The organism is Bradyrhizobium sp. S3.12.5 (assembly GCF_040548225.1).
Lineage (GTDB): Bacteria > Pseudomonadota > Alphaproteobacteria > Rhizobiales > Xanthobacteraceae > Bradyrhizobium > Bradyrhizobium cytisi.
In genome coordinates this window covers 81115-99278 of record NZ_JBEPRF010000029.1, presented here as the reverse complement: position 1 = coordinate 99278, position 18164 = coordinate 81115, and the positions used below count along the sequence as shown (strand labels likewise).

13 protein-coding genes and 1 tRNA gene are annotated in these 18164 nt (G+C 63.1%); 12 read left to right on the top strand and 2 right to left on the bottom strand.

The features are described 5' to 3' along the window. Positions 1-167: 167 nt before the first annotated feature. Positions 168-953 carry an SDR family NAD(P)-dependent oxidoreductase gene (locus ABIC09_RS32555; protein ID WP_354036657.1) on the bottom strand — a complete coding sequence of 262 codons (786 nt, stop codon included), beginning with the start codon at positions 951-953 and terminating at the stop codon, positions 168-170. A gap of 134 nt (positions 954-1087) precedes the next feature. Here ABIC09_RS32555 and ABIC09_RS32550 point away from each other — a divergent pair, with 134 nt between their 5' ends. Both ABIC09_RS32550 and ABIC09_RS32545 read left to right on the top strand, forming a co-directional pair. Next, positions 1088-1786, top strand: a complete 699-nt coding sequence (locus tag ABIC09_RS32550; protein WP_354111826.1) for a histidine phosphatase family protein — start codon at positions 1088-1090, stop codon at positions 1784-1786. 84 nt (positions 1787-1870) lie between these two features. Further along, positions 1871-2638 carry an SDR family NAD(P)-dependent oxidoreductase gene (locus ABIC09_RS32545; protein ID WP_148750322.1) on the top strand — a complete coding sequence of 256 codons (768 nt, stop codon included), beginning with the start codon at positions 1871-1873 and terminating at the stop codon, positions 2636-2638. Between the two features lie 178 nt (positions 2639-2816). Here ABIC09_RS32545 and ABIC09_RS32540 read toward each other — a convergent pair whose 3' ends face one another. Continuing rightward, on the bottom strand, positions 2817-4040 hold the full coding sequence (locus tag ABIC09_RS32540) for a serine hydrolase domain-containing protein (protein WP_354111825.1): 1224 nt from the start codon (positions 4038-4040) through the stop codon (positions 2817-2819). Positions 4041-4202: 162 nt separating this feature from the next. Between ABIC09_RS32540 and ABIC09_RS32535 the strand changes: the two genes are divergently transcribed. From ABIC09_RS32535 to rpoC, 10 genes are all read left to right on the top strand, one after another. Then, positions 4203-4278: transfer RNA gene (locus ABIC09_RS32535), tRNA-Trp, on the top strand. A gap of 328 nt (positions 4279-4606) precedes the next feature. Continuing rightward, positions 4607-4798, top strand: coding sequence for a preprotein translocase subunit SecE (gene secE / locus ABIC09_RS32530; protein ID WP_007611620.1), 192 nt, complete (start codon positions 4607-4609; stop codon positions 4796-4798). After that, positions 4798-5358, top strand: a complete 561-nt coding sequence (nusG, locus tag ABIC09_RS32525; protein ID WP_129268045.1) for a transcription termination/antitermination protein NusG — start codon at positions 4798-4800, stop codon at positions 5356-5358. Before secE ends, nusG begins: the two co-directional genes overlap by 1 nt. A gap of 132 nt (positions 5359-5490) precedes the next feature. Then, on the top strand, positions 5491-5919 hold the full coding sequence (gene rplK, locus ABIC09_RS32520) for a 50S ribosomal protein L11 (RefSeq protein WP_007602986.1): 429 nt from the start codon (positions 5491-5493) through the stop codon (positions 5917-5919). A gap of 6 nt (positions 5920-5925) precedes the next feature. After that, on the top strand, positions 5926-6618 hold the full coding sequence (gene rplA, locus ABIC09_RS32515) for a 50S ribosomal protein L1 (RefSeq protein ID WP_014494487.1): 693 nt from the start codon (positions 5926-5928) through the stop codon (positions 6616-6618). A gap of 90 nt (positions 6619-6708) precedes the next feature. Further along, a complete protein-coding gene (locus tag ABIC09_RS32510; RefSeq protein ID WP_354111824.1) occupies positions 6709-7662 on the top strand; it encodes a 2-hydroxyacid dehydrogenase in 954 nt (317 codons plus the stop codon). A gap of 580 nt (positions 7663-8242) precedes the next feature. Then, the gene (rplJ, locus tag ABIC09_RS32505; RefSeq protein ID WP_354111823.1) at positions 8243-8761 is read left to right on the top strand and encodes a 50S ribosomal protein L10; all 519 of its coding nucleotides are present in this window, start codon (positions 8243-8245) and stop codon (positions 8759-8761) included. Between the two features lie 54 nt (positions 8762-8815). Continuing rightward, positions 8816-9187 carry a 50S ribosomal protein L7/L12 gene (rplL, locus tag ABIC09_RS32500; protein WP_148750326.1) on the top strand — a complete coding sequence of 124 codons (372 nt, stop codon included), beginning with the start codon at positions 8816-8818 and terminating at the stop codon, positions 9185-9187. A gap of 472 nt (positions 9188-9659) precedes the next feature. Beyond that, a complete protein-coding gene (rpoB, locus tag ABIC09_RS32495; protein ID WP_148750327.1) occupies positions 9660-13778 on the top strand; it encodes a DNA-directed RNA polymerase subunit beta in 4119 nt (1372 codons plus the stop codon). A gap of 129 nt (positions 13779-13907) precedes the next feature. Continuing rightward, the gene (gene rpoC, locus ABIC09_RS32490) at positions 13908-18104 is read left to right on the top strand and encodes a DNA-directed RNA polymerase subunit beta' (RefSeq protein ID WP_148750328.1); all 4197 of its coding nucleotides are present in this window, start codon (positions 13908-13910) and stop codon (positions 18102-18104) included. The last annotated feature ends 60 nt before the right edge of the window (positions 18105-18164 follow it).

Genomic DNA, 18164 nt, shown 5'->3' with positions numbered 1-18164 from the left:
TGTTGATATTTCAAAGACGGTCTCGTGCCCCGGACGCTGCGCAGCACGAAGTGATGCGCTGCAGAGCCGGGGCCCATGCAACAGCGAACTCCGTATCTTCCTGGGTCCCGGCTCTGCGCAGCAGCGTAAGAACGCTGCAGCGCGTCCGGGACACGAGAGTGTGCCTGCTAAACCGGCTTGCCCGCATACGGCATCGACGCCGTGAGGCCGCCATCCACCGGAAACGCCTGGCCGTTCACATACGACGCCTCGTCGCTGGCCAGAAACAATCCCATCGCGGCGAGCTCGTGCGGCTGGCCGGGGCGCTTCAAGGGGTTGAGCTGGCCGATCTTGTCGGCAGTGCCACGCTCCCTAGCGCGGTCGAAGATCGGCTTGGTCATGCCCGTCTCGATCAGGCCCGGGCACACCGCGTTGATGCGCACGCCGGTGCCGGTGAGCGAATAGGCGGTGGTCTGCACCAGCGAGATCACGCCGGCCTTGCTTGCCGCATAGGGATGCCCGCTCGCGCCGGCCTTGAGGCCGGCGACCGATGCGGTGAGCACGATCGCGCCGGACTGCTGCTTCACCATGTGCGGCATTGCATGCTTCACTGCGAGGAACGGTCCAATCAGATTGACGCGCAACACTTCCTGCCACTGTTCCACGGTCTGCTCGCCGAGCGGGACGAGCCCGCCGGAGACGCCGGCATTGGCCCAGATCACGTCGAGCCGGCCGTGCGTCTTCACTGCCTTGTCGATTACCGCGATGACGTCCGCCTCGGAGCCGGCATCGGCGATCATCGCTTCGGCGACACCGCCGGCCTTCCTCACCTCGTCGACGGTCTCCTTCACCGCCTCGGTGCGATCGACCGCGATCAGCTTGGCGCCTTCCCTGGTGAAGAGCAGCGCAGCCGCGCGGCCGATGCCGCTGCCGGCGCCGGTGATGATGACGGATTTGCCTTGCAGACGGCCCATGCGTTTCTCCCTTTGATGTGCCGCGAGACGCTTGCCGCGCGACGGAATTTCAAACAGAATTTCAAACGGTAAAGTGTCTTGAGACACGTTCGCTACTGACGTACAGCGACATTACACGGGATGGAAGGGCTTCAATGGCAACCGCAGACAAGCCGAATGTGGTCACGACACGCTGGTGGTGGGTCCGTCACGCGCCGGTGCGCAATGACGGCGGCAACATCTACGGACAGAGCGATCTCGCCTGCGACACCAGCGACACCTACGTGTTCAACGCCGTTGCCAAGGTGCTGCCACGCAAGGCGGTCTGGTATTCGAGCAATCTGATGCGCACGCATCAAACGGCCGAAGCGATCTGGGAGGCGGGCTATCCGCGGCCTGCTTCGATGAAGTGGGAGGCGGACCTCGCCGAGCAGAATCTCGGCCGCTGGCAGGGCATGAATCGCGCCGCGTTCATTGCCAGCCGTCCCGTCGGCTCGAGCTGGTTTGCCGACATCAACGAGCCCGCGCCCGGCGGCGAAAGTTTTATGGATCTCTACAACCGCACCCGCCGTACCGTCGAGCGGATCACTAATGAGGCCGGCGGGCAGGACATCATCGCGGTCGCGCATGGCGGCACAATCAAGGCCGCACTGGGACTCGCGCTCAATGGCGAGGTTGAGAGGGCGTTGTCGTTCGATATCGACAATTGCTCGATTACGCGGCTCGATTATTTCACAAGCCCCGAGCGCTCGGTCTGGCGGCTGCCGATGGTGAACCAGCAACCGTGGATCGCCGACGATGCGCATGCCGAGATGCATCAGCCGGCGGGACCGGAAGTCAAGAAGCTCGCATGAGGCCAAATTTACCTGCGTCATTGTCCGTTCGCGCGGACACGGCGTAAGCTTCAAGCAAATCAAATCATACTGTGGGAGAGAAACATGACCTTGTTCGACATGAAGGGCAAAGTGGCCGTTATCACGGGATCGACCCGCGGCATCGGGCTTGCGATCGCCGAGCGCATGGCCGAGCACGGCGCCAAGGTCGTGATCTCCTCGCGCAAGGCCGATGTCTGCGATGAGGTTGCCCAGGGCATCAACGACAAGTTCGGCAAGGACACCGCGGTCGCGATCGCCGCGAACATCTCGTCGAAGGAGAATCTGCAAAACCTCGTCGACGAGAGCAACCGCGCCTTCGGCAGGATCGACGTGCTGGTCTGCAACGCCGCGTCGAACCCGTATTACGGTCCGCTTGCCGGCATCTCCGACGATCAGTTCCGCAAAATTCTCGACAACAACATCGTCGCCAACAACTGGCTGATCTCGATGGTGGTGCCGCAAATGATCGAGCGCAAGGACGGCTCCGTCATCATCGTCTCCTCGATCGGCGGCCTCAAGGGCTCGACAATCCTCGGGGCTTACGCGATCTCGAAGGCTGCGGACATGCAGCTCGCGCGCAACCTGGCTTGCGAATACGGCAAGCACAACATCCGCGTGAACTGCATCGCGCCCGGCCTGATCAAGACCGATTTTGCCAAGGCGCTGTGGGACAATCCGGAGAACCTGAAAGCCTCGACCGCGCGCTCGCCGCTGCTCCGCATCGGCATTCCCGACGAGATCGCGGGCGCCGCGGTGTTCCTGGGATCCGCGGCCGGCGACTTCATGACCGGCCAGACCATGGTGATCGACGGCGGCGCGACGATTAGTTGATTCCCTCGCGGGAAGGGCACTCACTCCGGCTAAACTCAGGTGTCATCGTCCGCGAAGGCGGACGATCCAGTATCCCAGAGACCGGCGTTGGAGAGCTCGCCTTCACCATCCTGCCGCGGAGTACTGGATACCCCGCTTTCGCGGAGCATGACAGCGAGATTGGTGATCCGGCGCAAGTTTAATCCACCGCCGCGTAAACCAGATCCCGCACCAGCGTCCGCGTAAAATCGCGCTGGCCGGGGCCCTGGCTCATGAACACCGTGAACAGGTCTTCTTTCGGATCGATCCAGAAGAACGTCCCGGCAATGCCGCTCCAGAAATACTGGCCGACGCTGCCGGGGAAGGGTGCGATGCCGGCTTGCGTGCGCACGGCGAAGCCGAGACCGAAACCGTGGCCGGGCGAGAGCAGCGTGCCGTTGGTCACGACGTGCGGCCCGAGGTGATCGGACGCCATCAGCTCCAGCGTCTTGCGGCCGATGATCCTGTTGCCGTCGAGTGTGCCGCCATTGCGCAGCATCAGCGCGAAGCGGGCATAGTCCATCGTGGTCGAGACGAGGCCGCCGCCGCCTGACTCCATGATCGGCTGCTCGAGCATGTTGAACAGCGCGACCTTGTCGCCGGTCCAGGGATCGGCTTCGAACGGCTGGGCGAGCCGGCCGACATTGGCCTCAGAGGTGGAGAACCCGGTCTCGGTCATCTGCAGCGGCTCGAGGATGCGCTCGGTGAGGTACGTGCCGAGCGATTTGCCGCTGATGACCTCGATGATGCGGCCGAGGATGTCGGTGGAACGGCTGTAGTTGAACTCGTCGCCGGGGTGGCAGACCAGCGGGAAGCTCGCCACCAGCGCGGCGTGCTCGGCATTGGTGATCTTGCGGCTGCGGACGCGGGACTCCTGGTAGAGCTTGTGCACCGGGCCGTCGCCCTGGTGCTCATACGTCAAACCGGACGTGTGGCGGAGCAGGTCCTGCACCGTCATCGGCCGCTTCGGTGGAACCAGTTCCAGCCTGCCGCCGCTGATCACGCCGACCTTCTGGTCGGCAAATTCCGGGATGAATTTCGCGACGGGATCGCCGAGGAGAAGGTGGCCGTCCTCGACCAGCGCCATGATGCCGACCGACACAATCGGCTTGGTCATCGAGAAGATCCGGAAAATCGAATCAAGCGCCATCGGCGCGGAAGCCGCCGGGCTCTGCTTGCCGAGCGCCTCGAACCAGCCGACCTGGCCGCGGCGGGCCACCAGCACGGTCACGCCGGGGACGGTTCCCTTGTCAATCTCGCGCTTGAAGGCGTCCGACATTGCCTGAAGGCGGCGCCGCGACAGACCCAGCGTTTCCGGCTTGGCCTCGGGAAGAGGCGGGGTTTTCGGCGCGGTCGAGGGGCGAGGGGCGGCTGTCGCGGTCATGTTCACTCCCGGGGGCAATGTTATTGTCGGGAACGAACTCTGGCCCAGAAGGCGCGGCACAAACAAGCGAAGCCAGCGCGCTTCACCCTTGCAATCCGTCCTTGCAAACCAGCCGTCCCCTGTGCTTGAAAGCGGCCTGATCCGCGGCAACGCAGGGTCCGTAGGAGTGTAGCTCAATTGGTAGAGCACCGGTCTCCAAAACCGGGGGTCGCAGGTTCGAGCCCTGCCACTCCTGCCAGCTAATCCCGACAATCAGGATCGACAGGCAGGACGGCGGTGGGGCCAACGCCTCGGCCGTTGGATCATGGTGACCGGATAAGCCCTTGATCCGCATCGCGTCCGTCAGCCGGGCTCGCGCGCATTCCGGCTCGGTCACACCTTGACCTTTGGCCTCATTCGCAGTAGATACCCGGCACTCGCAGCCGGCCCGTTAAACGCGGATTTCCGGCGCGGCTTTGAAATCCCCCGAACAATCGAGCCCGGTTTTCCGGCTCATCCTTCGAGACAGAGGGCTGGGCCACAGGCGGCTGTTCGGATCCCTGAAATCATTATTGGCGTCTCAAACGATGGCAGTCAGCCCGTTCAAGTTCTTGCAGGAAGTACGCTCGGAGACCGCCAAGGTCACCTGGCCGACCCGTCGTGAGACCACGATCACCACCATCATGGTGTTCGTGATGGTCGCCGTGGCCTCGATCTTCTTCTTCGCCGCCGACCAGATCATCCGCTACCTCATCACCTTCCTTTTGGGCATTCACTGATGGCAACAGCAGCCGCTGCAACCCAATCGACCGACAAGCGCTGGTACATCGTCCACGCCTATTCGAACTTCGAGAAGAAGGTCGCCGAATCGATCCGCGAGCAGGCCAAGCAGCGCGGGCTCGAGGAGCTGTTCGAGCTGGTGCTGGTTCCGACCGAGAAGGTCACGGAAGTGCGCCGCGGCCGCAAGATCGACGCCGAGCGCAAGTTCTTCCCGGGCTACGTGCTGGTGAAGATGAAGCTGACCGACGAGGCGTTTCATCTGATCAAGAACACGCCGAAGGTCACGGGCTTCCTCGGCGCCGAGAACAAGCCGATGCCGATCTCGGAGGCCGAGGCCATGCGCATCCTGCACCAGGTGCAGGAGGGTGTGGAACGGCCGAAGGCGTCGGTGTCGTTCGAGATCGGCGAGAACGTGCGCGTGGCCGATGGCCCGTTCGCCTCGTTCTCGGGTGTCGTCGAGGAAATCGACGAGGCGCGCTCGCGCGTGAAGGTCGCTGTGTCGATCTTCGGTCGCGCCACGCCGGTCGAGCTGGAATTCGGTCAGGTCGAGAAGGTCTGATCGGGTCACGCGGGACGCCCTAAGGCGTCACGCAAAGAGAGGCCGTGGGAGGGAGAGGGCGGTCGCCAGCCGCATCCGACCCAGACCACGAACCTGAAACCGCCGGCGTTGCCGGCACAACAGGAGTGATACATGGCAAAGAAAGTGACCGGATACCTGAAGCTCCAGGTCCCGGCCGGTGCGGCGAACCCTTCGCCCCCGATCGGTCCCGCGCTCGGTCAGCGTGGTCTCAACATCATGGAGTTCTGCAAGGCGTTCAACGCCCAGACCCAGAAGGAAGAGAAGAACACCCCGATTCCCGTTGTGATCACGATCTACGCCGATCGTTCGTTCACCTTCGAGATGAAGACCCCCCCGATGTCCTTCTTCCTCAAGCAGGCCGCCAAGATTCAGTCCGGTTCGAAAGCTCCGGGCCGTGACAAGGCCGGCGCGGTGACCAAGGCGCAGGTGCGCGAGATCGCCGAGAAGAAGATGAAGGATCTCAATTGCGACTCGATCGAATCGGCCATGAAGATGGTCGAGGGCTCTGCCCGTTCGATGGGTCTGGAAGTGGCGGGGTAAGCGGCTATGGCAATCGGAAAGCGTTTGAACAAAGCCCGCGAAGGTGTTGACCGCGAAAAGCTTTACCCGCTCGCGGACGCCATCAAGATGGTCAAGGAACGCGCCAAGGCGAAGTTCGACGAGACCATCGAGGTCGCGATCAATCTCGGCGTCGATCCGCGTCACGCCGACCAGATGGTCCGCGGCGTCGTGACCCTGCCGAACGGCACCGGCCGTACGCTCCGCGTCGGCGTGTTCGCCCGTGGCGCCAAGGCTGACGAAGCCAAGGCCGCAGGTGCCGACGTCGTCGGCGCCGAAGACCTGGTCGAGAAGGTGCAGAACGGCTCGATCGATTTCGACCGCTGTATCGCCACCCCCGACATGATGCCGCTGGTCGGCCGTCTCGGTAAGGTGCTCGGCCCGCGCGGCCTGATGCCGAACCCGAAGATCGGCACTGTGACCATGGACGTCACCGGTGCGGTGAAGGGTGCCAAGGGCGGCTCGGTCGAGTTCCGCGTCGAGAAGGCCGGCATCCTGCAGGCCGGCGTCGGCAAGGCCTCGTTCTCCGAGGAAAAGCTGGTCGAGAACATCAAGGCTCTCGCCGATGCTGTCTCGAAGGCGAAGCCGGCTGGCTCCAAGGGCACCTACATCCAGCGCGTTGCGGTGTCCTCGACGATGGGCCCGGGCGTGAAGGTCGAGCCGGGTACCATTCTCGGCTAAGGTTTGGAAATTGCATGAGGCGAGGGGCGGAATCGGGCGACCGATTCCGCCCCTTTCCGTTTTCGACGGCGCTCACCGGAAACAACAACAATGGCTGACAAGGTCCTGATCTACTCGCGCTTTCCCAAGACGATAATGGTGCGCTTCGCCGAACGATTCGAGTTGCTCGACACCGGCGGCAAGCCTGCGCGGGAGGTGTTTTCGGCGGAAGAACTCGGTGGCATCCGTGCGATGTTGACGGCTGGCGGCTCGCCGCTCGATGCCGAGGCGATGGACCTGTTTCCAAAACTCGGCGCGATCGTCTGCTACGGCACCGGCTATGACGGCGTCGACCTGAAGGCTGCTGCCGCGCGCAATATCGCAGTCGGCCACAGCCCGGGCGCCAATGCTGCATCGGTCGCCGACATCGCGATGACCCTGATGCTGGCGACGACGCGGCGGATCCTGGTGGCCGATCAATATGTTCGCAGCGGTGATTGGGCTGGGTCAAAACAGTCGCCGATGATGCGCCCGCAGGCCGGCATGCCCGGCCGCCGCATCGGCGTCTACGGCATGGGCGAGATCGGCCGCAAGATCGCGGCGCGCTGCGCCGCGTTCGAGAGCGAGGTCGGCTATTTCAGCCGCAGCAAATACGATCTGCCCTATCAATATTTCCCGACGCTCGAGGCGCTCTCCGACTGGTGCAGCGTGCTGATGATCGCTGTCCGGGCAGGGGCCGAGACCCAGCATGTGGTCGACGCCGACATCCTCAAGCGCCTCGGCGCGGACGGCTATGTCGTCAACATCTCCCGCGGCTCGGTCATCGACGAGAAGGCCCTGGTCGCGGCGCTCGTCGACAAGACCATCGCCGGCGCCGGCCTCGACGTCTTCGAGACGGAGCCGCACGCCCCCGACGCCCTGACCGCGCTCCCAAACGTCGTGTTCGCCCCGCATATCGGCGGCCACACACTCGAATCGCACGTCGCCATGCAGAACTGCGCGCTGGCCAACCTGAGTGCGTTCTTCGCGGGCAAGCCGCTGCCTTATGGGGTCAAATCGGCCTGAATCGCCCCTTGTCCGGCCGCCTCAAGCCCCGTGGGCAACAGATTGGAACTGGTGTGAATTTTGCTCTTGGCAAGCGGGCAGAGAGCGGTTAAAGAACCGCTTCCGGACGCGCCGGCCTTGGCTGGCGCGTCTGTGCACGCATTCCGAAAACCCGACGCGCAGGAGATCATTCCTTTTCAGGACGTCCGCAAGGATTTGCCCGAAAAGGAAGGAAAATCCATCGGTTGGTGGGGTGCGGGCAGAGGTCAGGCGGTTCGCCGGCTGGCCTTGTCCTGTCCAAGACTGCAGGCGCCTGCGGGAAATTTCGATTTCTCAATGGCTTAATCGCATGGCCTGCATAGACGGGTGAAGACCGGATTTCACTTCGCATCCCACCTTAGGGTGGTCGCGGAAGGAGTTTGGTTCGGACCTCGACACGCCGTGGGCACTCACCAGCTCCCGGAGGGCAGGCTTTGAATTGTCGTCTCGCCCGGCGCGTGTCCGATGGGTTTTGACCCTGAGGTTCAGGTTTTGGGTGGGACGATGGGTGCAACCCGGCGGTCCCGCTTTCGCGATGACCGCCAACCGGAAAGAGCTTGCTGTGGAACGAGCGGCAAAAAAGGAAGCGGTCGAACAGCTCAATGGGGTCTTCAAGGCCACGAGCGTCGCGGTCGTTGCCCAATATTCCGGCCTGACCGTTGCCCAGATGCAGAAGCTGCGGATGCAGATGAAGCAGGCTGGTGCCTCGGTGAAGGTCTCGAAGAACCGTCTCGCCAAAATTGCTCTTGAAGGCACTGATGTCGTTGCCATCGGCCCCATGCTGAAGGGACCGACCGTGATCGCCACTTCGGACGATCCGGTAGCGGCGCCAAAGGTCGCCATCGAATTCGCCAAGACGAACGAAAAGTTCGTCATCATCGGCGGCTCGATGGGAAAGACCGTCCTGAATGTCGACGGCGTGAAGGCGCTTGCCTCGCTGCCGTCGCTTGACGAACTGCGTGCAAAGATCGTCGGCCTGCTTGTGGCCCCGGCGACCAAGATCGCACAGCTCGCCAACGCGCCCGCGGGCAAGCTCGCGCGCGTCATCCAGGCTCATGCCTCAAAGAGCGAAGCGGCCTGACGCCCTTCGCAAAACTCAAACCCGAACCAGACTTACATTCAAGGAAACTGAACAATGGCTGACTTGCAGAAGATCGTTGACGACCTCTCGAGCCTCACCGTGCTCGAAGCTGCCGAACTCGCGAAGCTCCTCGAAGAAAAGTGGGGCGTGTCCGCCGCTGCGGCAGTGGCCGTTGCCGGTCCCGCCGCTGCTGCCGCCGCTCCGGCGGAAGAGAAGACCGAGTTTACGGTCGTTCTGGCCGCCGCCGGCGAGAAGAAGATCGAGGTCATCAAGGAAGTCCGCGCCATCACCGGCCTGGGCCTGAAGGAAGCAAAGGACCTCGTCGAGGGCGCGCCGAAGCCTGTCAAGGAAGGCGTGAACAAGGACGAGGCCGAGAAGCTCAAGGTCCAGCTCGAGAAGGCTGGCGCGAAGGTCGAGCTCAAGTAAGCGACGCTTACTGGCGGGGTCCCGGGCCAAGGCTCGGGACCTTGGTCCGTCCGTCAAAAGGGTGGGCCTGATGCAAAAGGCGTGCGACGGATCGTCCCGACGCAGGCCGAACACGAAAATGTGTGGGGATTTGAGGGTATACCCCTCGAATCTCCACTATTGTCGCCCCATATCGGGTCGGCAGCACGAAAGCGCGGTGGGCAGGGTGCCGGATTTCCCTGTAAGCCGTTGGGAGAGCACGCTATTTCGGGCTTTTGCAGTCCGTGAAGACGATCGTTGAGACGGGCGGGCGTGCCTATGCGCCCCGCGCGTCGTTTTGCGTTTTGAAGGTCTGAAGAACAGATTCAGGACATGACGGCCTGAAACTGGATTTTCGGTCCCCAAAACGGGTTCGAAAAATTCAACCCGGGGAGCGGCGGCAGCCGAGTCCTGGACGGCGCGCCCAGAGCGGGCGACGAAATGAGAGGCCACGATGGCGCAGCAGACATTCACCGGTCGCAAACGCGTTCGCAAGTTCTTCGGACACATCAAGGAAGTCGCCGAGATGCCGAACCTCATCGAGGTTCAGAAGGCGTCCTATGACCAGTTCCTGATGGTCGATGAACCCGCGGGCGGTCGCCTTGACGAGGGCCTGCAGGCCGTATTCCGCTCGGTGTTCCCGATCTCGGACTTCTCGGGCACCTCGATGCTGGAGTTCGTCCGTTACGAGTTCGAGCAACCCAAATACGACGTCGACGAGTGCCGCCAGCGCGGCATGACCTTCGCGGCTCCCCTCAAGGTGACGCTGCGCCTCATCGTGTTCGATATCGACGAGGAAACCGGTGCGAAGTCGGTCAAGGACATCAAGGAGCAGGACGTCTACATGGGCGACATTCCGCTCATGACGATGAACGGCACCTTCATCGTGAACGGCACCGAGCGCGTCATCGTCTCGCAGATGCACCGTTCGCCGGGCGTGTTCTTCGACCACGACAAGGGCAAGACCCATTCTTCGGGCAAGCTGCTGTTCGCCGCCCGCGTGATCCCGTATCGCGGCTCCTGGCTCGACATCGAGTTCGACGCCAAGGACATCGTCTATGCGCGTATCGACCGTCGCCGCAAGATTCCGGTGACGTCGCTGATGTTCGCCCTCGGCCTCGACGGCGAGGCGATCCTGTCCACGTTCTACAAGAAGATCCTCTACAAGCGGACCAAGGAAGGCTGGCGCGTTCCGTTCGACGCCAACCGTTTCCGCGGTTACTCGACCATCAACGACCTGATCGACGCCGACACCGGCAAGGTCGTGCTCGAGGCCGGCAAAAAGCTCACCGTCCGCGGTGCGCGTCAGATGCAGGAGAAGGGGCTGAAGGCGCTGCGCCTGTCGGATGAGGAGCTCGTCGGCAACTACCTCGCCGAGGACCTCGTCAACCCGAAGACGGGTGAGATCCACGCCGAAGCCGGCGAGGAAATCACCGACAAGTCGATGAAGGCCCTCAACGAGCACGGCTACAAGGAACTGCCGCTGCTCGACATCGACCACGTCAATGTCGGCGCTTACATCCGCAACACGCTCTCGGCCGACAAGAACATGACGCGTGAAGACGCGCTGTTCGACATCTACCGCGTGATGCGTCCGGGCGAGCCGCCGACGCTGGATTCGGCGCAGGCGATGTTCCAGTCGCTGTTCTTCGACTCAGAGCGTTACGACCTCTCCGCGGTCGGCCGCGTCAAGATGAACATGCGCCTCGATCTCGATGCGCCCGACACCCAGCGCACGCTGCGCAAGGAAGACATCCTTTCCGTCATCAAGACTCTGGTGGATCTGCGCGACGGCAAGGGCGAGATCGACGACATTGACCATCTCGGCAACCGCCGTGTGCGTTCGGTCGGCGAGCTCATGGAGAACCAGTATCGCATCGGCCTCCTGCGCATGGAGCGCGCGATCAAGGAGCGCATGTCCTCGGTCGACATCGACACGGTCATGCCGCAGGACCTGATCAACGCGAAGCCGGCGGCTGCCGCCGTGCGCGAGTTCTTCGGCTCCTCGCAGCTCTCGCAGTTCATGGACCAGACCAACCCGCTGTCGGAGATCACCCACAAGCGCCGCCTGTCGGCACTTGGACCGGGCGGTCTGACCCGCGAGCGCGCCGGCTTCGAGGTGCGCGACGTGCATCCGACGCATTACGGCCGCATCTGCCCGATCGAGACGCCGGAAGGTCCGAACATCGGTCTGATCAACTCGCTCGCCACCTTCGCGCGCGTGAACAAGTACGGCTTCGTCGAGACGCCTTATCGCAAGGTGAAGGACGGCCGCGTCACCGACGAGGTCGTGTACCTCTCCGCGATGGAAGAGGGCCGCTACACCGTCGCGCAGGCCAACGTGCCGCTCGACCCGAAGGGCCGCTTCACCGAAGACCTCGTGGTCTGCCGTCACGCCGGCGAAGTCTTGCCGGTGACGCCGGACAAGGTCGACTACATGGACGTGTCGCCGAAGCAGCTCGTTTCGGTCGCCGCAGCCCTGATCCCGTTCCTCGAGAACGACGACGCCAACCGCGCGCTGATGGGCTCGAACATGCAGCGCCAGGCGGTGCCGCTGGTTCGCGCCGAGGCGCCGTTCGTCGGCACCGGCATGGAAGGCGTGGTTGCGCGTGACTCGGGTGCTGCGATCGCGGCGCGCCGTTCGGGCGTGATCGACCAGATCGACGCGACCCGCGTCGTTATCCGCGCCACCGAAGATCTCGATCCGACCAAGTCGGGCGTCGATATCTACCGGCTGATGAAGTACCAGCGCTCCAACCAGTCGACCTGCATCAACCAGCGTCCGCTGGTGAAGGTGGGCGACATCGTCAAGAAGGGCGACATCATCGCTGACGGTCCGTCGACCGATCTCGGCGAGCTCGCGCTCGGCCGCAACGTGCTTGTCGCGTTCATGCCGTGGAACGGCTATAACTTCGAAGACTCGATCCTGCTCTCCGAGCGGATCGTGAAGGAAGACGTGTTTACCTCAATTCATATCGAAGAATTCGAGGTGATGGCCCGTGACACCAAGCTCGGCCCTGAGGAAATCACCCGCGACATTCCGAACGTTTCGGAAGAAGCGCTGAAGAACCTCGACGAAGCCGGCATCGTCTACATCGGTGCGGAAGTGCGCGCCGGCGACATCCTGGTCGGCAAGATCACGCCGAAGGGCGAGAGCCCGATGACGCCGGAAGAAAAGCTTCTGCGCGCCATCTTCGGTGAAAAGGCCTCCGACGTTCGCGACACCTCGCTGCGCGTTCCTCCGGGCGTGCAGGGCACGATCGTGGAAGTCCGCGTGTTCAACCGTCACGGCGTCGACAAGGACGAGCGTGCGCTGGCGATCGAGCGGGAAGAGATCGAGCGTCTGGCCAAGGACCGCGACGACGAGCAGGCGATCCTGGACCGCAACGTCTACAACCGTCTTGCCGAGCTCCTCGAGGGACGGCAGGGCATTGCGGGCCCGAAGGGCTTCAAGAAGGACACCAAGATCACCCGCGCGGTGCTCGAGGAGTACCCGAAGTCGCAGTGGTGGCTGTTCGCTTCGCCGAACGACAAGCTGATGGCCGAGATCGAGGCCATGCGGAAGCAGTACGACGAGTCGAAGAAGGGGCTTGAACAGCGCTTCCTTGACAAGGTCGAGAAGCTCCAGCGCGGTGACGAATTGCCGCCCGGCGTGATGAAGATGGTCAAGGTCTTCGTCGCGGTGAAGCGCAAGATCCAGCCCGGCGACAAGATGGCCGGCCGCCACGGCAACAAGGGCGTGGTGTCGAAGATCGTGCCGATCGAGGACATGCCGTTCCTCGAGGACGGTACGCATGCCGACATCGTGCTCAATCCGCTCGGCGTGCCTTCGCGCATGAACGTCGGACAGATCCTCGAGACGCATCTCGGCTGGGCCTGCGCCGGCCTCGGCAAGCGTATCGGCCAGACGGTCGATGCCTACCTGTCGAAGCAGGACATCAAGCCGCTGAAGGATACCTTGAAGAAGGTCTACGGCGAGGACGAGACGATCAAGACGCTCAACGACAACGAGCTGCTTGAACTCGGCCATAACCTCAGCCGCGGCGTGCCGATCGCGACGCCGGTGTTCGACGGTGCCAAGGAAGCCGACATCGAGGAGATGCTGAAGCTTGCCGGTCTCGACGCTTCGGGTCAGTCGACCGTCTATGACGGCCGCACCGGCGATGCCTTCGATCGCAAGGTGACGGTGGGCTACATCTACATGCTCAAGCTGCACCATCTCGTCGACGACAAGATCCATGCGCGTTCGATCGGTCCGTACTCGCTCGTTACCCAGCAGCCGCTGGGCGGCAAGGCGCAGTTCGGTGGCCAGCGCTTCGGCGAAATGGAGGTGTGGGCGCTCGAGGCTTACGGCGCGGCCTACACGCTCCAGGAAATGCTGACCGTGAAGTCGGACGACGTCGCCGGCCGTACCAAGGTGTACGAGGCGATCGTGCGTGGCGACGACACCTTCGAGGCCGGTATTCCGGAATCGTTCAACGTGCTGGTCAAGGAAATGCGCTCGCTCGGCCTCAACGTCGACCTGCATAATTCCAAGGTGGGACCGGCGTCGACGTCGGAAGCAGCCGAGTAATACGACCTTTCATGCCCGGCCTTCGCGGCCGGGCATTGGCGCCCCTCCCGATGCCTTGAGGGCAGGGCGCCCCGCTCGAGTGATTTTCGAATTTGCGGCCGGAGGCGACCGGCACGCGAGGAGAAGACGATGAACCAAGAAATTATGAATCTCTTTAACCCGACGACGCCGGCTCAGGTCTTCGACCAGATCCGCATCTCGATCGCGTCCCCGGAGAAGATTCTGTCCTGGTCCTACGGCGAGATCAAGAAGCCGGAGACCATCAACTACCGTACCTTCAAGCCAGAGCGCGACGGCCTGTTCTGCGCGCGCATCTTCGGGCCGATCAAGGATTACGAGTGCTTGTGCGGCAAGTACAAGCGCATGAAGTACAAGGGCATCATCTGCGAGAAGTGCTCGGTCGAGGTCACGCTGTCGCGCGTCCGGCGCGAGCGCATGGGCCATATCGAGCTCGCAGCTCCCGTCGCCCACATCTGGTTCCTGAAGTCGCTGCCGTCGCGCATCGGCCTGCTGCTCGACATGACGCTGAAGGATCTCGAGCGGATCCTCTACTTCGAATATTACGTCGTGCTTGAGCCGGGCCTCACCGCGCTGAAGGACCGTCAGCTGCTGTCGGAAGACGAGTATCTGAAGGCGCAGGACGAGTACGGCCAGGATTCCTTCACCGCCATGATCGGCGCGGAAGCGATCCGCGAGCTGCTCAAGGGCATGGACCTCGAGAAGCTCGAGCTGACCCTGCGCGCGGAGATGCACGAGACCGACTCCGACATCAAGCACAAGAAGCTCGCCAAGCGCCTGAAGATCGTCGAGGCCTTCCGCCACTCCGGCAACAAGCCGGAATGGATGATCCTGACTGTCGTTCCGGTGATCCCGCCGGACCTGCGTCCGCTGGTGCCGCTGGACGGCGGCCGCTTCGCGACCTCGGACCTCAACGACCTCTACCGCCGCGTCATCAACCGCAACAACCGCTTGAAGCGGCTGATGGAGCTGCGCGCGCCCGACATCATCATCCGCAACGAGAAGCGCATGCTTCAGGAAGCGGTCGATGCGCTGTTCGACAACGGCCGCCGCGGCCGCGTCATCACGGGTGCCAACAAGCGCCCGCTGAAGTCGCTCGCCGACATGCTGAAGGGCAAGCAGGGCCGTTTCCGCCAGAACCTGCTCGGCAAGCGCGTCGACTATTCGGGCCGTTCGGTGATCGTGGTCGGTCCCGAGCTGCGCCTGCATCAGTGCGGCCTGCCGAAGAAGATGGCGCTCGAGCTGTTCAAGCCGTTCATCTATTCGCGGCTTGACGCCAAGGGCCTGTCCACCACGGTGAAGCAGGCGAAGAAGCTGGTCGAGAAGGAGCGGCCCGAGGTCTGGGACATCCTGGACGAGGTGATCCGCGAGCATCCGGTGTTGCTCAACCGCGCGCCGACGCTGCATCGCCTGGGCATCCAGGCGTTCGAGCCGGTGCTGATCGAGGGCAAGGCGATCCAGCTTCATCCGCTGGTCTGCTCCGCGTTCAACGCCGACTTCGACGGCGACCAGATGGCCGTGCACGTTCCGCTGTCGCTTGAAGCGCAGCTGGAAGCGCGCGTGCTGATGATGTCGACCAACAACATCCTGCATCCGGCGAACGGCCAGCCGATCATCGTGCCGTCGCAGGACATCGTGCTCGGTCTCTACTACGTCTCGATCATGCGCGAAGGCCTGCCCGGCGAGGGCAAGCTGTTCGGCGACATGGCCGAGCTCGAGCACGCCCTGCACGCGAAGGTCATCCACCTCCACACCAAGATCAAGTATCGGTGGGAAGGCATGGACGAGACCGGCAAGATCTCCAAGCGCTGGATCGAGACCACCGCCGGCCGCGTCATGCTGGGCAATCTGCTGCCGAGGAACCCGCGGATTTCGTACGAGATCATCAACAAGCTGATGACCAAGCGCGAGATCTCGGGCGTCATCGACCAGGTCTACCGTCACTGCGGCCAGAAGGAGACTGTGATCTTCTGCGATCGCATCATGGCGCTCGGCTTCTACAATGCGTTCAAGGCCGGCATCTCGTTCGGCAAGGACGACATGGTCGTGCCGCACTCCAAGTGGAAGATCGTCGACACCACCCGTACGCTGGCGAAGGATTTCGAGCAGCAGTACAACGACGGCCTGATCACGCACGGCGAGAAGTACAACAAGGTCGTCGACGCCTGGTCGAAGGCCACGGAAGAAATCGCCAAGGCGATGATGAAGGAGATCTCCTCCACCAAGAAGACGGCGAGCGGAGCCGATGCCGACATCAACTCGATCTACATGATGGCTCATTCCGGCGCCCGCGGCTCGCCGGCCCAGATGCGCCAGCTCGCCGGCATGCGCGGCCTGATGGCCAAGCCGTCGGGTGAGATCATCGAGACGCCGATCATCTCGAACTTCAAGGAAGGCCTCTCGGTTCTCGAGTACTTCAACTCGACCCACGGCGCCCGTAAGGGCCTCGCGGACACCGCGTTGAAGACTGCGAACTCGGGTTACCTGACCCGTCGTCTGGTCGACGTCGCGCAGGACTGCATCATCACGCAGTCCGATTGCGGCACCAAGCTCGGCATCAAGATGCGCGCCATCGTCGATGCCGGCACCGTGGTCGCTTCGCTCGGTTCGCGCATCCTCGGACGCACGGCCTGCGAAGACATCCGTGACAGCTCCGGCAAGGTGATCATCAAGCGCGATACGCTGATGGAAGAGAGCCATCTGGACGCCATCCAGCAGGGTGGCGTGCAGGAGGTGAAGATCCGCTCCGCGCTGACCTGCGAACTCGTCAACGGCATCTGCGGCAAGTGCTACGGCCGCGACCTCGCCCGCGGCACGCCGGTCAACCACGGTGAAGCGGTCGGCGTCATCGCGGCGCAGTCGATCGGCGAGCCGGGCACCCAGCTCACCATGCGCACCTTCCACATCGGTGGTGCGGCGCAGCTCAACGAGCAGTCCTTCGTCGAAGCCAATTTCGACGGCAAGATCGTGATCAGGAACAAGGCCATCGCCCGCAACAGCGAAGGTCACCTGGTCGCAATGGTGCGCAACATGGTGGTGGCGATCGTCGATGCCGATGGCACCGAGCGTGCGACGCACCGTATCCAGTACGGCGCGCGCCTGCACATCGACGAGGGCGACACGGTCAAGCGTGGCCAGCGTATCGTCGAGTGGGATCCCTACACCCGTCCGCTGCTCACTGAAGTCGAAGGAACCATCGGCTTCGAGGATCTGGTCGAAGGGCAGTCGATCACGGAAACGCTGGACGAGGCCACCGGTATCGCCAAGCGCGTGGTCATCGACTGGCGCTCGACCCGCGGCGGCGCGGACCTGCGTCCGGCCATCGTGGTCAAGGGCAAGGACGGCAAGGTGCTCAAGCTCGCCCGTGGCGGCGATGCCCGCTACATGCTGTCGGTCGACGGCATTCTGTCGGTCGACGTCGGTGCCAAGGTTCAGACGGGCGACATCCTCGCCCGTGTCTCGACCGAAAGCGCCAAGACGCGTGACATCACCGGCGGTCTGCCGCGGGTGGCGGAATTGTTCGAGGCACGGCGTCCGAAGGATGCGGCGATCATCGCCGAAATCGCGGGCACCATCCGGTTCGGGCGCGACTACAAGAACAAGCGTCGCATCTCGATCGAGCCGATGGACAAGACCGACGAGGCACGCGAATACCTGATCCCGAAGGGCAAGCACATCCACCTTCAGGACGGCGACGTCGTCGAAAAGGGCGACTTCATCGTGGAAGGCAACCCGGCACCGCATGACATCCTTGCGGTCAAGGGCATCGAGGAGCTCGCGGCCTATCTGGTCAACGAGATCCAGGAGGTCTACCGGCTCCAGGGCGTGCTCATCAACGACAAGCACATCGAGGTGATTGTCCGTCAGATGCTCCAGAAGGTGGAAGTCACCGACCAGGGCGACACGGACATGATCTCCGGCGAGCAGGTCGACAAGATCGAGTTCGACGCGCTGAACGAGAAGGCCAAGGAAGAGGGCAAGAAGATCGCCACGGGGACGCCGGTTCTGCTCGGCATCACCAAGGCGAGCCTCCAGACCCGTTCGTTCTTCTCGGCGGCCTCGTTCCAGGAGACCACCCGCGTCCTCACGGAAGCGGCGGTCAACGGCAAGGTCGATCCGCTCGAAGGCCTCAAGGAGAACGTCATCGTCGGCCGGCTGATCCCGGCGGGTACCGGCGCCTCCATGGCCAAGATCCGCGAAGTCGCCGTGAAGCGCGACAAGATGATCCTGGACGAGCGCGAGAAGCAGGCGGCCGTCGTGTCGCCCGCACCGGAAGCAGAGCTTCCTGCGCTGCCGCCGGCGGAATGATGGTTCATCCGTAGGAATACCGAGGACAATGAAAGGGCCGGCGAAAGCCGGCCTTTTTGC